Source organism: Granulicella sp. 5B5, assembly GCF_014083945.1.
GTDB lineage: Bacteria > Acidobacteriota > Terriglobia > Terriglobales > Acidobacteriaceae > Granulicella.
In genome coordinates this window covers 3,148,253-3,167,924 of sequence record NZ_CP046444.1, presented here as the reverse complement: position 1 = coordinate 3,167,924, position 19,672 = coordinate 3,148,253, and the positions used below count along the sequence as shown (strand labels likewise).

18 protein-coding genes are annotated in these 19,672 nt (G+C 58.2%); 6 read left to right on the top strand and 12 right to left on the bottom strand.

Annotated elements, in window-relative coordinates; genetic code table 11:
- Window positions 1-12: 12 nt before the first annotated feature.
- Together GOB94_RS13320 and GOB94_RS13315 are read right to left on the bottom strand one after the other, a co-directional pair.
- A complete protein-coding gene (locus GOB94_RS13320; protein WP_182276370.1) occupies window positions 13-861 on the bottom strand; it encodes a hypothetical protein in 849 nt (282 codons plus the stop codon).
- 14 nt (window positions 862-875) lie between these two features.
- On the bottom strand, window positions 876-1,202 hold the full coding sequence (locus GOB94_RS13315; protein WP_182276369.1) for a hypothetical protein: 327 nt from the start codon (window positions 1,200-1,202) through the stop codon (window positions 876-878).
- 291 nt (window positions 1,203-1,493) lie between these two features.
- On the opposite strand from GOB94_RS13315, the gene GOB94_RS13310 reads away from it, so the two are divergent.
- The 3 genes from GOB94_RS13310 (at window position 1,494) to GOB94_RS13300 (ending at window position 6,165) form a co-directional block, all read left to right on the top strand.
- The gene (locus GOB94_RS13310) at window positions 1,494-2,801 is read left to right on the top strand and encodes an ATP-binding protein (protein ID WP_182276368.1); all 1,308 of its coding nucleotides are present in this window, start codon (window positions 1,494-1,496) and stop codon (window positions 2,799-2,801) included.
- Window positions 2,802-3,242: 441 nt separating this feature from the next.
- Window positions 3,243-3,839, top strand: coding sequence for a vWA domain-containing protein (locus GOB94_RS13305; protein WP_182276367.1), 597 nt, complete (start codon window positions 3,243-3,245; stop codon window positions 3,837-3,839).
- 151 nt (window positions 3,840-3,990) lie between these two features.
- Window positions 3,991-6,165: a J domain-containing protein gene (locus tag GOB94_RS13300; protein WP_182276366.1), complete on the top strand. Its 2,175-nt coding sequence runs from the start codon at window positions 3,991-3,993 to the stop codon at window positions 6,163-6,165.
- Window positions 6,166-6,419: 254 nt separating this feature from the next.
- Here the strand turns inward: GOB94_RS13300 and GOB94_RS13295 are convergent, their stop codons facing one another.
- Window positions 6,420-7,571, bottom strand: coding sequence for a site-specific integrase (locus tag GOB94_RS13295; RefSeq protein WP_220464928.1), 1,152 nt, complete (start codon window positions 7,569-7,571; stop codon window positions 6,420-6,422).
- A gap of 455 nt (window positions 7,572-8,026) precedes the next feature.
- On the opposite strand from GOB94_RS13295, the gene GOB94_RS13290 reads away from it, so the two are divergent.
- Entirely contained in the window at window positions 8,027-8,215 is a 189-nt protein-coding gene (locus tag GOB94_RS13290) for a hypothetical protein (protein WP_182276364.1), read from the top strand.
- A gap of 47 nt (window positions 8,216-8,262) precedes the next feature.
- Window positions 8,263-9,495: a flavodoxin-dependent (E)-4-hydroxy-3-methylbut-2-enyl-diphosphate synthase gene (gene ispG / locus GOB94_RS13285; RefSeq protein WP_182276363.1), complete on the top strand. Its 1,233-nt coding sequence runs from the start codon at window positions 8,263-8,265 to the stop codon at window positions 9,493-9,495.
- A 150-nt stretch (window positions 9,496-9,645) separates the two neighbouring features.
- Here the strand turns inward: ispG and GOB94_RS13280 are convergent, their stop codons facing one another.
- The 4 genes from GOB94_RS13280 to GOB94_RS13265 form a co-directional block, all read right to left on the bottom strand.
- Window positions 9,646-10,893, bottom strand: a complete 1,248-nt coding sequence (locus GOB94_RS13280; RefSeq protein ID WP_182276362.1) for a glycosyltransferase — start codon at window positions 10,891-10,893, stop codon at window positions 9,646-9,648.
- Window positions 10,890-12,131: an MFS transporter gene (locus GOB94_RS13275; RefSeq protein WP_255483963.1), complete on the bottom strand. Its 1,242-nt coding sequence runs from the start codon at window positions 12,129-12,131 to the stop codon at window positions 10,890-10,892. Before GOB94_RS13275 ends, GOB94_RS13280 begins: the two co-directional genes overlap by 4 nt.
- Window positions 12,132-12,212: 81 nt before the next feature.
- Window positions 12,213-13,571: a M20/M25/M40 family metallo-hydrolase gene (locus tag GOB94_RS13270; RefSeq protein ID WP_182276360.1), complete on the bottom strand. Its 1,359-nt coding sequence runs from the start codon at window positions 13,569-13,571 to the stop codon at window positions 12,213-12,215.
- 272 nt (window positions 13,572-13,843) lie between these two features.
- A complete protein-coding gene (locus GOB94_RS13265) occupies window positions 13,844-14,464 on the bottom strand; it encodes a TetR/AcrR family transcriptional regulator (protein ID WP_220464927.1) in 621 nt (206 codons plus the stop codon).
- A gap of 71 nt (window positions 14,465-14,535) precedes the next feature.
- Here GOB94_RS13265 and GOB94_RS13260 point away from each other — a divergent pair, with 71 nt between their 5' ends.
- Complete coding sequence (locus tag GOB94_RS13260) at window positions 14,536-15,546, top strand: DUF4410 domain-containing protein (protein WP_182276358.1); 1,011 nt, start codon at window positions 14,536-14,538, stop codon at window positions 15,544-15,546.
- 196 nt (window positions 15,547-15,742) lie between these two features.
- Here the strand turns inward: GOB94_RS13260 and GOB94_RS13255 are convergent, their stop codons facing one another.
- The 5 genes from GOB94_RS13255 to GOB94_RS13235 form a co-directional block, all read right to left on the bottom strand.
- Window positions 15,743-16,615 carry a TIM barrel protein gene (locus GOB94_RS13255; protein ID WP_182276357.1) on the bottom strand — a complete coding sequence of 291 codons (873 nt, stop codon included), beginning with the start codon at window positions 16,613-16,615 and terminating at the stop codon, window positions 15,743-15,745.
- Between the two features lie 46 nt (window positions 16,616-16,661).
- Window positions 16,662-17,075 (bottom strand): preQ(1) synthase, encoded by a 414-nt coding sequence (queF, locus tag GOB94_RS13250; protein WP_182276356.1) that lies wholly within the window; start codon window positions 17,073-17,075, stop codon window positions 16,662-16,664.
- Between the two features lie 83 nt (window positions 17,076-17,158).
- On the bottom strand, window positions 17,159-18,514 hold the full coding sequence (locus tag GOB94_RS13245; protein ID WP_182276355.1) for a M48 family metallopeptidase: 1,356 nt from the start codon (window positions 18,512-18,514) through the stop codon (window positions 17,159-17,161).
- Window positions 18,515-18,712: 198 nt separating this feature from the next.
- The gene (locus GOB94_RS13240; protein ID WP_255483962.1) at window positions 18,713-19,147 is read right to left on the bottom strand and encodes a type II secretion system protein; all 435 of its coding nucleotides are present in this window, start codon (window positions 19,145-19,147) and stop codon (window positions 18,713-18,715) included.
- A gap of 37 nt (window positions 19,148-19,184) precedes the next feature.
- On the bottom strand, window positions 19,185-19,631 hold the full coding sequence (locus GOB94_RS13235) for a type II secretion system protein (protein WP_255483961.1): 447 nt from the start codon (window positions 19,629-19,631) through the stop codon (window positions 19,185-19,187).
- Window positions 19,632-19,672 lie beyond the last annotated feature (41 nt).

The following is a 19,672-nucleotide window of genomic DNA, read 5'->3' as shown; positions in this document are numbered from 1 at the left end:
GGATCGACAAAGCTAGTCGATCCACTGCGATTCATCCCACGGCTTAGGTGGTACATCACCGTTGCGAATCGCTGCTGCTCCAGGGAATATTGTGTGACGTTTTGGCCTTACAGGAGCGGCTGCCGCAACAACTGGCTTTTCACCTCTCAAAGGCGTGTCACCTTCAGCATGAAATGACCTCTGTTTGGCAGCCGCAACGGGTTGTTCTTTGGGCTCTAATTGGCGTCGCGAAAGACTTGCCTTTGCACCAGCAAAGAGACCATGTTTCCATCCTCTAATCTGTTTCTTGAACTGGCTCCAAATAGCGTGCCAATCGAAGTTGAACTCATCTCCATAAACCGCTTCATAGAGCCGACTCCATTCAGCAGCCAACTCCTGTCTCGTCATGACCACGACATAGAGAGCAAGGAGCGGGATAACGCAGATAAAGGAGACCGGTTCGGCGATCACTTCTCCGAAGGTACGGTTGTCGTAAAAGTCCTCTTGTAGGAAGCTCGCCAGCTCAACTGACTTCCACCTCTGGACAGGCATCTCGACCAGTTGAGTCCATCCTCCCTTGCGGGCGGAAGAGGATAGTCCAATCGGAAGAAATCCGTCTCCGTTTGAATCGACATCCTGGTGAATAGCGGGCTCGCTTTTCCGTCCCGAAGCCGCCTTGTAAAGCCACTCAATTTGAGTTGTACTCGCGGGATTTTCAGCGTGCTTAGAACTGTCCCGATAGGCCATCAAATAGTAGCGTTCGAGCGGCGGTAATTCCCACCGAAACCACGCCAGCAATGCAACCAATGCCAGCGCCGGAATCGAGCACAGCAGCAGCCCAGTTCTCCACGGAAACGCCCTGCGAAGAACCGGCCATTGCATGATGCTTTCTCCTCTTATTTGGTGGTGGTTCGCGACCGCTTTAGGAACAGCAATTCGCGGGCCTTTTGTTCCTTAATAGAGTCGGCATAAGAGGACATCCTCTGCATATCTTCTGAACTCAATGGCCCCTTCGACGCCTGGGCAAATAGGTTCAGCATGAGGTCCCGCATCCCCACGATCTCCGCCAATAGAACCGTGTCCGCCTGCTCTTCCTGGGGAGGCCGGACAGATGCAAGAGCGGTGTCGCGCAACCATTCGGATACCTTTTTCCCGGTCTTGGCGGCAGCGGCTTCGATCTCACTAAGCTCTGCTTCCGTGAGCCGAGTTGCGATGGATTTCACCCGCGAGGCGTCACTTGCTGCCGGCCTGGTCTAAGCTGGTTCTGCGACTTGACGTGACTTGGTATCAGAAGAGGCCATGAACAGTACCACCTATTGAGACTTCTCTGGTGTCCGCTTGGATGCGTTACTGGCTGGCTTAGTTTCTATAACTACGCATCTAGTGAGCATTTCATGCGTGTAAACGGCAACAGAGTTGCGCGTTTACCTCCGTAAACACAAAACGGTAACTTATTGCAGGAGCGGAAGTTAACAGATCGCTCTTCGGAGGCGCTCCGCAGCACCCATTTGGGGATGACGTGTCAGCTCTCATCCGCTGCGCAGCAGCGTGCCTCTGCTTTTGAAGACGCGGCGGCCCAGAACATAGGTGAAACGAGTCGAGGCATCCGACCCTCACACCCCATGGGTGCAAAATATGCGATTGCATCGTATATTTTGCATATGTGGATTTCACGCGCTGTTGAACCTCGGCTAGAACGCTCCGCAAAAACGCGACCCGTTATCGTGCTTACGGGAGCCAGGCAGACCGGCAAGACGTCAACCTTTCTGCGCCTTTTCCCGAACCATTCCTTCGTCTCCCTCGACCTGCCCACCGAAGCCGAGCAAGCCGAGAAGGAGCCACGCAACTTCCTGCAACGCCATCCCCCACCCGTCATCATCGACGAGGTGCAATATGCCCCTGGGCTATTCCGACATCTTAAGGCGGAGGTAGACGCCAAGCGCACTCGCAACGGCCAATTTCTGCTAACCGGCTCCCAGAAATTTACGCTCATGAAGAACGTCTCCGAATCATTGGCGGGAAGGGCTGACATCGTGGAACTTGAAACCCTTTCCTACGCTGAGATTCTTGCGGCGCTGCCGCAAACTTCCGTCGGAACTGCCATCGTGCGTGGTGGTTTCCCAGAGCTGTATGCCAACCCAGACATCGACCTGGCGGCCTTCTATAACTCTTACCTAGCAACGTACCTCGAACGCGATGTACGCGCCCTCGCCAACGTGGGCAGTCTACGCGATTTTGAAAGGTTCCTGCGTGCTTGCGCCCTCCGCTCGGCAAACCTGCTGAACAAAGCTGACTTGGCACGCGACGTGGGCATCTCACCTTCGACGGCGAACCAATGGCTGTCCATGCTGGAGGCTTCCGGGCAGGCAGTTTTGCTTGAACCGTGGTTCTCGAATCGAACCAAATCCATCGTCAAAAGCCCCAAACTATACCTCACGGATACGGGCCTGCTCTGCGCTCTCCTGAACATTCGCACTGAGGACGACCTCCGCCAATCGCCAGCGGTTGGAGCGGTCTGGGAGACATTTGTTTTTGCCCAGCTACGGGCGAGGGAACGCAACGCCAGCCGAACCGGAAGCCTGTTCTTCTGGCGCGACCGCACCCGCGAAGTAGACTTCATCGTCGATGCAGGCGGACGCCTGGAGCTGTTTGAAGCGAAGTGGACAGAACTGCCGGACATCGGCGATACGGTCAATCTCGACTTCGTGCGGAACGTGGTCGGCAAGTCGAAAGTAACCGGCGGCGCAGTCGTATCCCGTACACCGAACAGCTTTCCATTCCCGAACGGATTCCGCGCGATTCCAATCACCGAACTCGGTTAATGACCGCTATTTCTAAACCGCCGAACGGCACTCGAACTAGGGTCGAACGCTGCCCGGTTCTGTTCGATTTCTGTTTGATTTGCTGTTGTTGCGGCTTCAGCTTAGCCATCAGGTTTAGGGATGGTCTCTCTTCTTCGACCGCTGCCGATGGCCGCGCCGCAGTCACTCTTTCATGTGTTTCTGGACACATGAGAAGAAGACATTCTTCTCATAACCGGCAATCACCCGCAGCGGAGGCGTCGGTCAGGGCCGCGCGTTCTTTGCGCGCCGTGTAGTGGGCGAAGCGCCTTGACGGACGCTGGAGCGGAGGGTAAAGAATGCGCCAAGTGGGTGGCGCTATGCTGCGGTAAATAGATAGCGCTGCTCGGTGTTTGCTATGCCGCACTGGACTTTTCCTCTACACTTGGTAGGCAGTCCACCTTCATATTCGAGAGGCTTTCGATGCCATTGCTTCGTTTAAACGATCAGGGACGCTTGTGCCTCAAGGGCGTCGCTGAAAATCAAACGCCCGAGATGTCGTTGATCAAAGACGTGCTGCTTCTTATCGACACTTCTGGAAGCATGACCGGGGATAAGATGTCCCAAGCAAAGAACGGTGCAATCGACTTTTCCAAATCTGCAACAAAAAGCGGATATGCGACGGGGCTTGCCGTCTTCGCTGATAGGGCCGCGATGGTATGCGATCCCACGGTGCAGAGTGCCGCCTTTGAAAAAAAGATCACTGCGGTGCGAGTCGGAATTGTAGGGGGTAGCACTAATTTGGCCGCCGGTCTTGATCTCTCTGGCAAGTTCAAAGAACTTGCTGTCGTGGTGGTCGTGACCGATGGACAGCCGAACTCGTGTGAAGAGGCTCTCCGGTCTGCGGCTCTGTTGAAACAGAGGGGTATTGAGATTATCTGCATTGGAACCGATGACGCCGATAAGGCATTTCTCGATCAATTGGCTACGCGCAAGGAACTTGCTTTGCATGTGGGAGCCCATGACATCCGGACCTCAATTGGACAGGCAACGCAGCTTTTGTTAGGTGCCGCCCGATGAACTATGGCGGGTTCTCTATTCGGCGACTCTTGGGCATTTCTGGCTTGCGTTCAAAGCTGTCACGTAGAATTGGCATACCGCTTACAAAGAGTGGCAGACAGCGCAAACTAGGTGCTTTGATATATCGAATCCTTGGCCTCTAGGTTGAAAAATGCCGGACGAAACCTACTATTCGCTCCTCGAAATTTCGGAAACCGCATCGGCGGCGGAGATCAAAACGGCCTACCTTCGTTTGATCCGTGAGGTTCATCCTGATCGCCTCGCGAATGCTCCTGCATATTGGCTGCGCCAAGCTGAAGAAAAATCCAAAGAAATTAACGAAGCCTACGCGGTCCTTTCAAACCGCGAGAAGCGCCACCTGTATGACATCCAACTTGCTTCGTACCGCGGTTCTCCGGCATCGATCTCGCAGTCTCCGGCTTCGCCACCAACGAATACTACGAAACAAGGGCCTTACACCACTTCCACGGAGCAAAGCACTTCATGGACTGGTGCCCGCTCGACACAGACGCACCAGTCCGCTCCCCGGCAGGGTCAGGCAGCATCGAAACCTTCTAACTCTACATCTCCATTGAACAAAGGCCAACGGCTGTTTTTTGCTTTTATTGGGAGCATTTTCGGGCTCGGTGCGGCAGCTACATTTTGGACATCGTGGTCATTTGGAGACGGCGCATTCGCGTTCCTCTTAGCTGCGGCATTACTGTTCGGCGTTGCCTGCCTTTACCAACACCAAATAGGCCGACTACTTTTTGCGTTGCACGTAGGGCCAAAGCACCAGCTTTGGGCCATAATCGGCATCATTGTGCTTGTTCTGTTCGTTGGCAAAATTGCAAACATGAATCGAGACACCCATTTTCGAGGTCCGGACGACCATTCGGCAAGCACGGCGCAGATGTCGCAAGTCAAAATCATCAATGGCAATCTTTCAGATACAACGGTGAGTGGGCATTCAAATGAAAAATATCCATCTGCATATAACTTTACCGGGACTATCCAGAATAATTCGACCGCAATAGTTTCCTTCATAAGAATGAAGATTCGCATCTTCAATTGCCCGGCCACGGATAAGCCGTCGTCGCATACCTTATATGGCATCACCTATCAGTCTGGAACATTCGATCCCTCACCTCCGTCGAGCTGCAAAAATATTGGAGAGGAAGAAGAGGACAACTTCTTGGATGCAGAGCCAGGCCAAACTTCAGGATTCGGAAACTTCTACTTTCCCAATCATCCTCAAGGTGGTTTGCGATGGAATTATGAGATCACTAAGATGGACACCCGAAATGCTGCCGCGTCCGTTTCTGACTCAAGCACCTCGGACGTGCATGGTCGAGAGCATTCACCGCCTCATTCAGGCGCTCAACAAATCACTACGAAAAGTGGACCGGAAAAGGTCGCATCGCTCCGACAAACTTTTCAAGCCGCTCAGCAATCAAGCCTACAAGTTGGTGCACAACAATCCCTTCCGGCTGCTGCACCTTTAGCGGCGTCACCTGGGACATCCAAAGCGGCAGCGCAGGAAGAGGTCGAGGTTTCGTGGTGGAAATCCTTGAGCGGAAGTTGGGTGGGGGAATACACCTGTGCTCAGGGCGTTACCGGACTAACTCTGACGATTGCGGAATCGGCGGACGGAGGTCTTTCGGGCATCTTTGATTTTTATCCTGTGCCTGGGGGCAATCGCTTCCCGGAGGGTTCGTACTCGGGAGATGTGACGGCGGATCCCGATGGCCGTTTTGAATTCAAACCGCAAAGATGGATTTCTCAGCCCCCCGGATTTACTGCTGTGGCACTTTCAGGTCGCTATTCGGCGGAGGCACAGCGGGTTCAAGGGCAGGTCACCGGAATGGCTGGATGTACTTTATTTGATTTATCCCGGCGGAGCGGTCATGAGCGAACCCTGCCCACAACATACGATATTTCCAGCTTGTCAGCTTCCGACCACGACTCAATCGAGTCCGCCTGCTCGGGCGCTAGGCTCGTACAAGGCGCTGCCGCTTACCATCGGTGTCTCAATACTCAACTTGAAGAACTTGCACGGTACCCAGGCATACCTGATCTGAGCAAGCTGGACGGCGTTGATCGAGCGTCAATTGAGTCCGCCTGCTCGGGCGCCAGGCTCGTACAAGGAGCTGCTGCTTACCATCGGTGTCTCAACACTCAACTTGAAGAACTTGCACGGTATCCAAATACGCCCAACCTAGGTGGGCTAAGCAGTATCGATCGCAACTCGATCGAATCGGCTTGCTCAGGTGCGAGACTTGTGCAGGGACCAGCATCTTATCACCGTTGCCTAACGCACCAATTGTCAGAGCTCGAAGGACGGTGAGTCGATCGCGTGCACGGTTCCAGGTGGGCAAATTCCTCCAGCGTCGAGACGCGCGGCTGCGCCGGGGCGGAGATGCGGTGCCGGATAGCGGCTGGAATGCTAAATGCCGGAGCGGACATGTCAGAAAAATACAACAAATTTCTGACTGTAATTTCCATGTTTGTGGCATCAGCAGGTCGTTGCTGAACGCGAACAGTGGCTACGCCATGATAGACAGCAAAACCGTTCCTTAGACTCCGTCCGTGTATCTCTATTTACGTTGTGCGATTCAAAACGGACATCGCATTTTTCAGGGTTGTGTGGTCCATATGCGCGTAGCGCGCCGACATTGCAATCGTCTTATGTCCGGCTGCTTCCTGAATGACCTTTAGACTTACGCCAGCCTGTGCAAGTCGCGAGCAAAATGTATGCCGCAGGTCGTGCCAGCGGAAGTTTTTGATCTTTGCATCTCTCAGCGCGGCCTCCCACCATTTCTTGTTGTCACCGATGCCGAACACTACGTTTTCAGGGGAATTGTTGGGACGGTCAGTTGCTCGGTCTTTCCGTTCGAGCGAGAGCTTCTTTAGTGCCTTGAACGCACGAAACACGTCGTCGATCATCGGTACAGTGCGGCTGGAACCGTTCTTCGTGTCCCTCAAAGTAATCACACGTAGGTCAAAGTCGATGTCGCTCCACAACAAGCCGTACTGCTCGCCCTTCCGCATTCCGGTGCCTATGGCAATGTCAAGTTCGTAGATACGATGGAGTAGCCTTTTTCTTCGCTGTTCATTCTGCGGGCCACAGGCGTCAACCGCGTTCTGGAGGACGGCTCGTAGCCGTTTCTCTTCGTCAGGCTTGAGAAACCGAATCACGGCGTTGTTGAGCTTATGTTGACTGACTTCCCGCGCTGGATTCACGCTCACCTTGTCGCGCTGCTTACCGTAGCGGTACAGCGAAGAGAACGTCACTTTATACCGATTGATGGTAGCCGGAGCCTTATCCATACCGTCAAGCCAATCGGCGATCTCGTAGGGCCGGATCGAAGCTGCCGGACGATCTCCAAACTTGGCACGGATGAGGCCGATACGATACGGAGGATTTCTCTGGTCCTTGTAGACGGTCGGTTTACTTTGAATATAGCGAAGCAGATCGTCGCAAAGCTCTGCAACCAGAACGGAAGAGTTTGCCGTGAATGCCTCCATCTCACGGGCGGTCTTCGGAGTTCCTTTCGCTGAGCGCGGTATGTGTCCCTCGCCTGTTTGCCTCAGCGTCCTGGCCTTCTCCACGTATCGCACTGCCGCAGCACGGTCGGCACCAAACGATTTCTTTACTAGCTTCCCGTCGATGCGAAACCTGGCATACCAGTTCCCGCTCGGGTCGTCCTCACGTTGATAGACCCCTTTCACAGGGGCGGGCGGTCTTGGCATGGGATCACCTCGCTTTGAGACGGCGGATTCATCACCGCTCTTTGGGCAATTGGGATACTTTTGGGATACTTTGTTCCCGTAAACCCTGCATCGCCCTGCAACAATTTTACTCTATGTGAATGTGCGAAGCCCCAATGAATACGCGGTTATTTGCCGCATCGCGTTGCAATAGATAGCATGGTCTTGCAGGACAAAAAACGCACTCCTAACGCGAAGGTCGCAGGTTGGACTCCTGCCCGGGCCACCACAGACCCTTCATCTTGAACCGGCACCCTCGGCTTGTCGAGCGTGTTATCCGCCATAAGCCTTGGCGCGGAGACGTTCCGTCTGCCCAATCCCGCCTGGCGAGCCAATGCCCTGCATATACCGGTTCGTCCAGATCTTCCCGGCCAAATTGTCATGCCGGGAAAACCCGCCGCACGCCCGCAGCATCCTCTCAGCAGAGGTGCCAGCACATGAAACACTTCATCGACGTCGAGTTGATCCGCAAGACCCTTCGCGACCGTGGCCACGATGTCGGCCACATCATCCCCGTCCCCGACAACGGCGGCGAGTACGAGTTCGAGGTCGATGGAGGCCTGCTCTCCCTGGCCGAAGCCCGCGTCCTGCTCGAACAGGACGCCGCCCGCATGCACCTCGCGTAACCTCACAGCAACACAGTGACGGTGGCAAACTGGTAAACTTAAGCCGTATGCCTGAGATCCATCGCCGTAAAGCCGTCACCGTAAAAATTGGCAACGTCCGTGTCGGTTCCGACGCGCCGGTCGTCGTGCAGTCGATGACCAACACCGACACCGCAGACGTCGAATCTACCGTCCAGCAGATCGCGGCACTCGCGCGCGCCGGCTCGGAGATGGTGCGCATCACCGTCAACAACGACGACGCGGCCAAAGCCGTCCCCTACATCCTCGAAGGCATCCAGGCCAAGGGTTGGAACACGCCCATCATCGGCGACTTCCACTACAACGGCCACATCCTGCTGGCCAAGTACCCTGACACCGCCGCGGCCCTCAGCAAGTACCGTATCAATCCAGGCAACTGCTCCATCGGCCGCAAGGACGACGACAACTTCCGCACCATGATCGAGGTCGCGGTCAAGCACCAGAAGCCCGTCCGCATCGGCGTCAACTGGGGCTCGTTAGACCAGGCTCTGCTGACGAAGATGATGGACGACAACTCAAAACTCGCCGAGCCTGCCGACGCCCGCGACGTGATGATGGAGGCGATGGTCGTCTCCGCGCTCGACAACGCCGCCGCCGCCGAGCGCTACGGCATGCGCCGCGACCAGATCGTCCTCTCAGCCAAGGTCTCCGGCGTCCGCGACCTCATCGACGTCTACAAGGAGCTCGCCAGCCGCTGCGACTACGCGTTGCATCTCGGCCTCACTGAAGCCGGCATGGGCATGAAGGGCGTCGTCGCCTCCGCCGCGGGCCTCGCGCCACTGCTCCTCGCGGGAATCGGCGACACCATCCGCGTCTCGCTCACACCGACACCGGGCGGCGACCGCTCCGAAGAGGTCCGCTGCGGCCAGCAGATCCTGCAGTCGCTCTCCATCCGCAGCTTCATGCCGCAGGTCACTAGCTGCCCCGGCTGCGGCCGCACCACCAGCACCTACTTTCAGGAGCTCGCCGAGCGCATCCAAAACTACCTCGTCGAATCCATGCCCGAGTGGAAGAAGGTCTACCCCGGCGTCGAAGAGCTCAAGCTAGCCGTCATGGGCTGCATCGTCAACGGCCCCGGAGAGTCCAAGCACGCCAACATCGGCATCTCGCTCCCCGGCACCTTCGAGGAGCCCAAGGCGCCCGTCTACATCGACGGCAAACTCGCTATGACCCTCAAAGGCGACCACATCGTCGAAGAGTTCCAGACCATCCTCAACGACTACGTCGAAAAGCGCTACGGCCGCCAACCCGTCGCCGTCTAAGCTCGACCCTCAAAATCACAAAGGGAGTGGCAATCGCCACTCCCTTTTTCATCTCCTTGCCCATGAAGTGTCGTCTCGACCGGGGAGTCGCAGCCCACCGCGACTCGGAGCGGAGAGACCTGCATCTCTGTAGTGCCGAGGCTCTCTCCGCTACAGCCGTATCTTCGCCGCCCGCCGCTCCTCCGCCGCCTCGCGAATCCACTTCAACTGGCTGTTATGCCGGCGCAGGTCGCGCAGCGCATAGTGCGTCCCACGCCACTCCACACCGCCGCGCCACCACACTACCGCCATCGACCGCACCATCGCCCACATAAACGCCAGCGCCCCCAGCGGAAACAACCACCCATACCGCGCATCGATCTCGCTCACCTCACCCACCACGCGGTACAGCGCCCCAATCGAGCACAGCACCATCACGCCCGCTCCAACGGTCGGCCACCATCCCATCTCCGCCAGCGGAGCCAGAAAAAACAGCGTCATCCAAAGCGCCGCGACCAGCAGCAGCAGCGGCCGAAAGTTGAACGCAGAAAACAAATTCTTCGTCATCACGCGCACCAGCCCGAACCCGCCGCTCGCCCAGTGCACCAGCACTAGCCCCGGCGCAAATACCAGCCGCTGCCGCATCCCCGCCAGCTTCATCCGGCGCCCAATCGTAATGTCTTCCAGGATCGCCATCCGCTGCGGCGTCCATCCGCCAGTCTCTTCCAGCGCTGTCCGCCGAATCAGGTTGAACGCACCCACGCCTACAGTGTCATACGCCTTCGGATCGCTCACCCGCCACGGCCGCGCAGCCCACATGCCCAGTATCTGAAAGAACCCCAGAACCACACCCTCGCCCCAGCTCTTCACCTGCATCGTCGGCAGCACCACCGCATGGTCCGCCCGCTCGGCCTCCATGTATACCATCGTCCGCCGCAGCACCGACGGGGAGAACAGCACATCCGCATCCGTAAACAGCAAAAACTCCGACTCCGAATTCTCCGTGCCCACCTGCAACGCAAACGTCTTGCCCAGCCACCCCTCCGGCAGGTCCGTTACGTGGATCACATCCAGCCGCCCCGGCGCGCGCGTTGCATACTCCGCCACATACGCATCCACAATCATGCCCGTCTTGTCCGTCGACCGGTCGTCGATCACCAGCACCTTTAGCGCCGGATAATCTGCCACCATCAGCGCATCCAGAGTCGCCGCGATGTTCGCCTCTTCATTCCGCGCCGGCACCACCACCATAAGGCTCGCCACGCGCTCCGGCAGCCGGTCCCACTCCACCCCGGTCAGCCGAGGCATCGCAGGCAGGTTCCGCACCACATCGCTCGCCCGAAACACCCACGCCGCAGCCACCAGCCATGCCACGGTCTCTGCCCCTGTGCGCCACCATTCACGTGCGTTCGCAATCACGCTGCGACGACCTCGGGCACATCGTCATGCAGCTCCGGCGCGTACCGCGTGCCCAGGAAGAAGATCCCAGCGCCAATCACAAACGTCACCAGCGTCAGTCCCAACCCTAACCGCAGGTTCGAGTGGTCGCTCACGATCCCAATCAGTGTGGGCGATGACATATCGCCAAACACATGCAGCGCAAACAGCTGCCCCGCCATCGCCATCGCGCGCAGGTTCGCAGGCACCGCATTCAGCGTCGCCGCATTCACCGGACCCGTGCCCAAAAACACCAGAAACACCGCCACACTCAGCGACGGCACAATGAACTTCGTCGGCCCAAAGAAACACAGCATCGCCGGCGGCACCGTCAGCAGCGCACTCAGCGCAGGCACCAGATACAGCGCCTTTGCCGTCTTCTTCGACCACACCTGCGCGATCCATCCGCCCAACGCCGTACCGCCCAGCCCAGCCACCACAATAATCGGCCCCATCACGCCACCCGCAGCCTCAATCGAGTACCCAGCCACGCGATGCAGAAACGACGGCATCCACCACGAGATCCCGCCCAGCGAAAACGTCACCGCCGCGTATCCCAAAATCGCGCACAGATACGCCGGGTTCTTCAGCAACGACAGCGCCCCCGCGCGCTCCACCTTCACCGTCGTCGACCCGCCGGTCCGCACCGGCTCCTTCATCAAAAACCAGATCAGCAGCCCGATCACAGCTCCCGGCACCGCCGATGAGATAAAGCTCATCCGCCAGCCATAGTGACCACCCACCCAAGCGCCTGCTTCAAACCCCATCGCTGCGCCAAACGGCAGCGCCATGTTGAAGATCGTCAGCACGCGGTTGCGGTCGCGCTCTGAATAAAAATCCGCCAGCAGCGCCGGCGCAAAGATCCCAAAGCTCGCCTCGCCAATACCCAGCAACGCATGCCGCAGATTCAGAGACCAGTAGTCATGCACGCTCGCGGTAAAGAAATTCATCGCAGCAATCGCCAGTGCGGCAATCACAATCATCGGCTTGCGCGAGAAACGGTCGCCCAGCCATCCCGTAATCGGCGAAGCCCCCACATACGCCACGAAGAACCAGAACGTCAGCGCGCCAATCTGCGCATCGCTCAGGTGAAAATCGCCCTTCACCTGCTCCTGCACCGCCGGCAAAATATAGCGGTCCAGGTAGTTCACGAAGTTCATCGCCGTCAACAGCACCAGGGCCACCGTCGCCCCTGCCACCGCACCGCTACGCCGCTTCATCTCCACCATAGAGTCCTCGGTCGTCCTCAGCCGAGGATACAGCAGCAGCCTCTCGCCCTTCTATTCCCTACTCCCCACTCCCTACTCCCTGCCTTCCCGATACATCAAAATCGCCATCCGCTTCGCCTGCCTCGGCAGCGAGTCCAGATACACCGTCTCGCCCTCTGCATGAGCCCCCGCACCCATCGCGCCCACGCCCACCAGCCCCGGCACATAAGGCGCAACAAACGAGATGTCCCCCGCGCCGCCAAAAATCGGGTCCGTCACCACCTCCGGCGGATACCCCAGCGTCGCGTTGATCCTCTGCAACTCCGCCAGCAGCGCCTGCGACCCCGGCGTCACCGCCATCGCCGGATACCCGTCTTCAAACTCAATCGTCGCGCCTGTCTTCGCCAGATGGTCGCGTACGATCGCCTCCATTTTGTGCCTCACGCGGTCGGTCTGTTCATCGTTCAGCGTCCGTAGATCGCCCAGCGCCAGCGCCGCCGGAGGAATCACATTCGTCTTCCCCGTAGCGTCGCCGCCGGTCTTATTGGCGTTCTGTTGCACAGTCGCGCCACCCAGCACCAGCCCCACGTTATACGTCAGCCCCGGCTCCGGCAGTTCCGTCCTGAACTGGTCGAGAATCCGCACCAACTCATACACCGCGCCATACCCCATCTCCTCTCCAAACACCTGCGACGAGTGCCCTGTCCGCCCTGTCGTCTCCAGCCGCCAGCTCGTCGAGCTCCGCCGCCCAATCCGCACCGCATCCTGCCCATCCACACCCGTTCCTCCGGAGCCCGCATCGCGAGACGCATTCTCAAACTCCAGCGCCAGGTCGCTGTGCTTCGCCGCGTCGATCATGTCCTTCCGGCTCACGCTCGTCGGCCTGCCGTGGTTCTCCTCATCACCGCTCAACACAATCGTGATCTCGCTCTTGTCCAGCACGCCCACGACCTTCATCGCCCGCAGTGCGCTCAGCATAATCACCAGCCCGCCCTTCATGTCCGCGGCACCCGGCCCCGTCGCCACACGCCCGTTCGTCCCCGGCACAATCTCATACTTCTGGAACGTCGACGTCGGCTCAAACACCGTGTCCATGTGCCCAATCAGCAGAATCCGTTTCCCGCACTTGCCCGCACCCATCGCGCAGGGATGCTCCGCCACCAGGTCACCCGCACGCCCATCCAGCGGCTCCATCGAGTTCCAGTGCGTCGTAAACCCCAGCCCCACCAGCCTCGGCTCGATCACGTCCTTCACCTTCACCACACCCGGCAGGTTCATCGTCCCGCTGTTGATGTCGACGATCTTCTCCAGCAGAGCCACATCGCGCGCCGTCGAAGCGTCGATATCCTTCACCATCGCGCTCTCCACCGGATCCGGCTTCGCCTGCGCCCACGCGTTGCCAGACACACCAAACCCCGCCACAATCGCCGCCGCCATCAACCAATTTTTCATAATGGCCAGAGCATAGCATGGAGTTCTCAATCGTCTTCAGATTCACTCCCCATTGCCAAGCCGTAACCTATAGGGCATCCGCCACAACAAAACCCCACGCACCCCGGCGAACTAGGCCTGGCAGACCTAGAATCCATCGAAACCATCTACAAAGCCGCAGGCACTCCCATCGCCTGATCTACGCGTTCAGCAAGTTCAAGACCATCGGGCGGTCCATTACGATGGCAGTTCCGGGAGCTTTCCAAGAAATTGGGACCAGCTTCATGCAGGCATCATGTATGCATGAGCGCATCGAATATCTCTTCCGTCAGCGGCCGCAAATCGCTCGGAGAGAGGAGCGCTGGACGAAAGTGACGCTCCAGAATCAATGCGCTTAGGGCGCCTCCCAGCACAGCCACTCTCTGTTCAATGGCTATCCGCTGAGCCTTGGTTAGCTTCTCGCCGAACAACACATCACGGAAATCTTTATCGGTACGCGTGAACAGGGCGTTGTATAGACTCAGCAAATCGTTGCGCATCTTCGGCCGCCGTACCGCATAGAGCTTGAACTCCAACGTGAGCGTTCCCGCTCCTGGAGCGCAGACCTGCTGTACAAACCAGCCCTTGAACAGCTTCAGGCGTTTCGTCAGATCGGGTTCCTCTTCGAGCTTTTTGCAGAGCTCTCTGAAGGCCGCAGAGGCACGATGCTCCATCAAGGCCAGGAACAGGTCTTCTTTATTGGAGTAGTGGGCATAGATGCCGCCCCGCGAGCAGCCAGCGCGAATTGCCACTTCCTCCAACTGCGTGTTCTCGAAGCCCAATTCAGTAAACAGCGAGTGCGCGGCATCCAGAATCTTCGCTTTCGTAGCTTCAGTGCGGGCTTGTGGCTTGCGAGTAGAGCGTGTCGGGTCCATATTCAAAAGTTTAAGAGACAAAATCTCATAATCCAGCTTACCTTATAAAAACAGACACGTCTGTTTTTATTATGAGCGAACCCAATCACCGCATCCATTTTTCCCTGCACAGCACTCGCGTCGCTCTCTTGGCGTTGCTACTGTTGCCCGCCATTGCCTCCAGTGCGCAGGCTCCATCGTCGACCTCAAGCGATATGGCTTCACGACCCACCCAGCCCACATTGGTTCGCATCGAAAACGTAGTCCACGTCGTCGGCCTCGATGACAAACCTGGAGACACAGGGTACCTGACCTTTGACGAGAAGGTCATGACTCTCAATATTCACGGACATTCGACGGCGATCCCACTTCATTCCATCCTCGCATTCTCCATCGCTCACGACGACAAATCCCTCATCAGAGGAATTAAGGGACAGCTTGCAGAAGCGGCTCCATACGGTGTCGGAGCAGTCATCACATCCATCCGGCCGTCAACCGACGTTCTGACCGTTTTCTACAAGGACGCTGAGCGCGCCGTTCGGGGATGCGTCCTGGTTCTGCCGAAGGACACAGGGAAGGGTGTTGTTTCCGCGCTCGCCCGTGCAGGGCTCTCTCCGATGGACTATCCAAAGGCAGGCAATCTGACGACTTCAGAGGCACAACGCGACTCGGAAACCCACGTGGCACCGATACCCACGCCAGCCAAGCCCTCGATAGAGGTCGCCCTGCCTTCTGAAACTGCCGACGGCATTCCGCCCGCTTTCGTTGCGGCTGTATTTGAAGACCTGATCAAGCAGCTTGCGCAAAGTGGACTCTTCTCAAACGTATGGCGTGCAGGGGACATCCGTGCAACCCAGGGCACGCTGGTTCTCCATATGGATATCGAAAATTGGAAGAAAGGCAGTGCGCGCCAGCGCGGCCTCGTGCCTTTCACTGGAGCGACAGTCATCAAGACTCGCATCACACTAGTGGGTGCGCCTGGTCGAACAGTCTTCCAGGGCGAAGTAGATGGGGCGAAGCGTACGAAGGGAGAAAGCCTGGACGTAACAAATAGCCTCGCCAAACATGTCAGAAAAGCGTTGGAGAAAGCTCCCGGTCTGTAATCAAACAAGTAGAAAAATAAATAGCCACTGGATTCCGCGAGGAAATAAGGCCATCAACTGGGGGCTCAACTCATCAATACGACGGGCTGAGCACCCAGTTGGGGAGTGATCTGATGTTCTTGGAATCAGTCCCTATATCTCGGCTTCTCAGGAGAAAACTCCACTCTCCCCAGGCATCTTCTTCACGCCACCGCCGCTAGCCCCTGAACGCCGCCCGCACCTCACCCGCAGCCTTCCGCAGCGCCGCCACCGGATCACCCTGCGGATAAAACTCCATCGCCACATAGCGGTCGTACTTCAACTCCGCGAGCTTCTTATAAATGTTCGCGTAGTCGATCTCGCCGCTGCCCGGCTCATGCCTCCCCGGCACATCGGCCACATGCACCAGCCCCACCTTGTCGATGTTCCCCTCCAGTTTCTCGATCAGGTTCCCGTACGCGCGCTGCTCATGGTAGAAGTCGTACAACACCTTCAACGCATCGCTCCCCACCTCACGCACCATCGCAAACCCCACCGTCACCGTCTGCAGATAGATCGTCGGGTTCTCCAGCGGATCGATCGGCTCGATCACGATTTCGATCTGCTTCTCCGCGGCCATCGCACCCGCACGCTTCAGCGTCTCCACACTCGCCGCAAACTGCGCTTCCTCCGTCATCCCCGCCACGCGCTTGCCCGACAACAAAATCACCTGCGGACACCCCAGCCGCTGCGCCGCCTCCAGGTGCGCCGCAAACTGTGCGAAGAAGCTCTCACGCTCCTCCGGCACAGCAAACCCGGCCTTCACCCCACTCATGGAATCCACCCGCATCCCCAGCGCCTTCATCCGCACGAGCTTCTGCCGCGTCTCCTCCGGCGTCCACTTCTGAAACTCCCCCACCAGCTCCACACCCTGGTACCCCGCCGCCGCAACAATCTCCAGGCAGCGATCAAACGGCGCCAGCTTCTCCAGCGTCCACAGCATCACCGACAGCTTCACACCTGCGTCGGCAACCTCGGCCTTAGCCGCTATACCGACCGCCTGCCCCACCGCGGCCGCACCCGCCAACCTGCCAAAATCTCGACGATTCATAAAGCTCCACTGGCGCCTGGCATCCGACGCAGGCGCCAGCGAAACTCTACCGCATCTCTTCGGTCCGTGGATAGCGCGCCGTCACCACGGTCGAAATCCCGCCACGCGGCCGGAAGTCGCCCACGATCTCCGCCCACACCGGGTCGGTCGCCTTCACCACGTCATCCAGCACCTGGTTCACGATGTTCTCCTGAAAGATCCCCAGGTTCCGATACGTGAACAGATACTCCTTAAGGCTCTTCAGCTCAAGGCAGCGCTCGCGCGGCATGTAACGGATCTTCAACACGCCAAAGTCCGGCAGGCCGGTCTTCGGGCATACGCTCGTAAACTCCGGGTCGTCGATCAAAATCTCATACTTCTGGAACTGGTTGCGCCACGTCTCAATCGCGGGAAACTTCGTCTTCAACCCCGCCTTGGCGTGGTCATCGGTGTAGCCGGTGGTTTTCTGTTTCTTTGCCATCTCTTAAGTTTACTAGCCGAAAAAGAAATAGGGCGCAGCCAAAGCCACGCCCTTCCTACTTCCTATTCGCTATTCCCTACTTGCTAATTCCTTCTCCCCAGCGTCGGCTGATCGCTGCCACCGTTCGGCGCATTCGGATCGTTATTCGTCGAGCTCGTCCGCCGCAGCGTAGGCTTGTTGCCACCCTTCTTGTCGCCCGTGCCGCGTTTGTTCTGGATGCGCGCCAGCCGCGCCTTTACTTGGTCGAACTCCGAGGTCGTCACCAGGTAGTCCGGCCGTGCCGGCAGGATCGTCGCAATCTCCTGCTCCACCGCCGCAATGCGGTCCGGAGTCGCCGGATGGTCGCTGAACGCCTTCGAGATCGCACCCGGCTTGTGCTTCTCCAGCGCATCCAGTTTCTCAAAGATCGACACCATGCCCTGCGGGTCATACCCTGCGCGATACGCATACTGCACGCCCAGGTAATCCGCCTCCGCCTCATACTCGCGGCTGAACTGCAGGAACGTCAGCGGGATCGCCAGCTGCGACGCCTCGTAGATTCCATACCCCGTCCACGTGCCCTCGGTAAAGATCATCAGCGGGATCGACCCAATCTGCATGTAGTTCAGCTTGGTCATCTCGCGGGCTGCATGATGCGCGGCCACATGGGCAATCTCATGCGCCATCACGCCCGCCAGCTCGTCTTCCGAATCGCACGCCAAAATCAGCCCCGAGTTCACATAGAAGAACCCGCCCGGCAGCGCCATCGCATTGATCTCGTCCGTATCCAGCACCTTGATCGTGAACGGCACCTTCGAATCCGAGTTCTTCACCAGGTTCTGCCCAATCCGGTTCACATACTCCACCACCACCGGGTCCGTAATCAGGTGCGACGACTTCTCAATCTCCATCGAGTACTGCTTGCCCGTCCCGATCTCCCAGTTCGTCGAGTACCAGTTCCCCATCCCGCGGCCGCCGATGTTCCGCTGTCCCACCGCGTTCACATCGTCCTCGGAACCCTTCTTGATGTGGGGGTCCAGCTCTTCACCCGGCGAAGGAATTGCATCCGCCTTCTCCGAACCCGGCGCATCGTTCTTCGCCAGCGCCACGTTCTGGCTCTTGGCCGCGTCCTTCGCGTCCTTGCCCGCATCAGTCGTGGCCGTCTGCGTCACGTCCTTCGCAGCATCTTTATCTTTCGCGGCATTTGGAGTCGTCTGGCTACTCGCCTGCGCAGCCTGCGTGTTGCCTGCTGGCGCAGTCTGCACGTCGCTGTCGTCTCGGCGGCCCATCGTCGGACCACTGCTGGACGCTGTCGATGGTGTCGCGGAACCCGTCGACTGCGGTGCGGTCGAGCTATCCGTCTGGCTCGCGGGCGTCGCTGCCGGCTGCTGGCTCTGCTGCGCCAGCACCGCCGCAGGGGCACTCAAGGCAAACAATATCGCGAAGGCGAGTGTGCGCATGGGAAAACTCCCTCAAGAGCCACGAATTTCACCGACTCCACACACGTTGTCGACTAGGCGCAGCTCCCGGTACTCATTGTAGACGGTTCTACTCCTACACAGGATTCAAGCGCAACCTGCAAAGCCGCCCCACCCAACAAATCCGTCCCATCAGACCCCTGAACCCTACTCCCCACCAGCTATTCCCTATTCCCTGCTTTACCAAGTATTATACGTCGTCCCATCGTTCGCAATCCCCTGCGAACCCGAGTGCACATCGTCGATCCCACCCTCGGTCTCGTTGATGTCGATCATCGTGTCTGACTGGCCCGTCATCCACGTGTCCGCCCGGCTCGTCGTCGGGTCCACTGGAATCGACTTCAGGTATCCCGACTGCACCAGGTCATCCAGCGACTGCGGCGCCTTCTCCTTGTCGATCGTGTAGCTGTTGATCGCCGTCCGCATCGTATACAGGTCCTCGCGCAGCGCAGCCTCTTTGGCCGACTTCACCACGCGCACATAGATCGGCACAGCAATCGACACAAGGATGCCAATGATCGCCATCACGATCATCAACTCCATCAGCGTAAAGCCGCCCTCGCCCTGCCGCTCCGAGTTTTTCGCCTTCACACCGCGCATACGCCGCCTCGCCACCAATTCCTCTATTCCCTATTCCCTACTCCCTACCCTTTCACCAAGTGTTGTACTTCGTCCCGTCCAACCCCGTTCCATCGCTCTTGCTGTACACATCGAAGACGTTCTGCCCGCCGAAGCTGTCCGAATCCGGCTCGTCCTGGTTCGACCGCAGCCCCCAGTCCGTGTTCCCCGTCATCGGGTCTGTCGGAATCGACCGCAGAAACCGCATCCGTTTGTCCTTCACATCCACGCCATCCACCAGCGTCTGCAGGTCCGGTGGATAGTTGTTGGAGTCCGCCTTCGTCTGGATGCCGCCCAGGTCCGCGACATCCTTATACCGGTCGATCGCGTCCCGCATCATCCAGAGGTCGCGGCGCAGCTCGCGCTCTTTCCGCCGCTTCACCTCGATCTTCACCGCGGGCAGCGCCATCGTAGCAAGGATCGACAACACCGCGATCACGATGATCAGCTCCGTCAGCGTGACTCCGGCCTCGGAGCCCAATCGCTCTCCTCGCACCCGTCGTCCGCCGCGTTGCAACCACC

What these genes read in the sequence shown, in the direction of transcription:
- GOB94_RS13320 (WP_182276370.1), bottom strand. Translation starts at nt 861, where the DNA reads ATGCAATGGCCGGTTCTTCGCAGGGCGTTTCCGTGGAGAACTGGGCTG.
- GOB94_RS13310 (WP_182276368.1), top strand. Translation starts at nt 1,494, where the DNA reads ATGACGTGTCAGCTCTCATCCGCTGCGCAGCAGCGTGCCTCTGCTTTT.
- GOB94_RS13305 (WP_182276367.1), top strand. Translation starts at nt 3,243, where the DNA reads ATGCCATTGCTTCGTTTAAACGATCAGGGACGCTTGTGCCTCAAGGGC.
- GOB94_RS13300 (WP_182276366.1), top strand. Translation starts at nt 3,991, where the DNA reads ATGCCGGACGAAACCTACTATTCGCTCCTCGAAATTTCGGAAACCGCA.
- GOB94_RS13295 (WP_220464928.1), bottom strand. Translation starts at nt 7,571, where the DNA reads ATGCCAAGACCGCCCGCCCCTGTGAAAGGGGTCTATCAACGTGAGGAC.
- GOB94_RS13290 (WP_182276364.1), top strand. Translation starts at nt 8,027, where the DNA reads ATGAAACACTTCATCGACGTCGAGTTGATCCGCAAGACCCTTCGCGAC.
- ispG (WP_182276363.1), top strand. Translation starts at nt 8,263, where the DNA reads ATGCCTGAGATCCATCGCCGTAAAGCCGTCACCGTAAAAATTGGCAAC.
- GOB94_RS13275 (WP_255483963.1), bottom strand. Translation starts at nt 12,131, where the DNA reads ATGAAGCGGCGTAGCGGTGCGGTGGCAGGGGCGACGGTGGCCCTGGTG.
- GOB94_RS13270 (WP_182276360.1), bottom strand. Translation starts at nt 13,571, where the DNA reads ATGAAAAATTGGTTGATGGCGGCGGCGATTGTGGCGGGGTTTGGTGTG.
- GOB94_RS13265 (WP_220464927.1), bottom strand. Translation starts at nt 14,464, where the DNA reads ATGGACCCGACACGCTCTACTCGCAAGCCACAAGCCCGCACTGAAGCT.
- GOB94_RS13260 (WP_182276358.1), top strand. Translation starts at nt 14,536, where the DNA reads ATGAGCGAACCCAATCACCGCATCCATTTTTCCCTGCACAGCACTCGC.
- GOB94_RS13255 (WP_182276357.1), bottom strand. Translation starts at nt 16,615, where the DNA reads ATGAATCGTCGAGATTTTGGCAGGTTGGCGGGTGCGGCCGCGGTGGGG.
- queF (WP_182276356.1), bottom strand. Translation starts at nt 17,075, where the DNA reads ATGGCAAAGAAACAGAAAACCACCGGCTACACCGATGACCACGCCAAG.
- GOB94_RS13245 (WP_182276355.1), bottom strand. Translation starts at nt 18,514, where the DNA reads ATGCGCACACTCGCCTTCGCGATATTGTTTGCCTTGAGTGCCCCTGCG.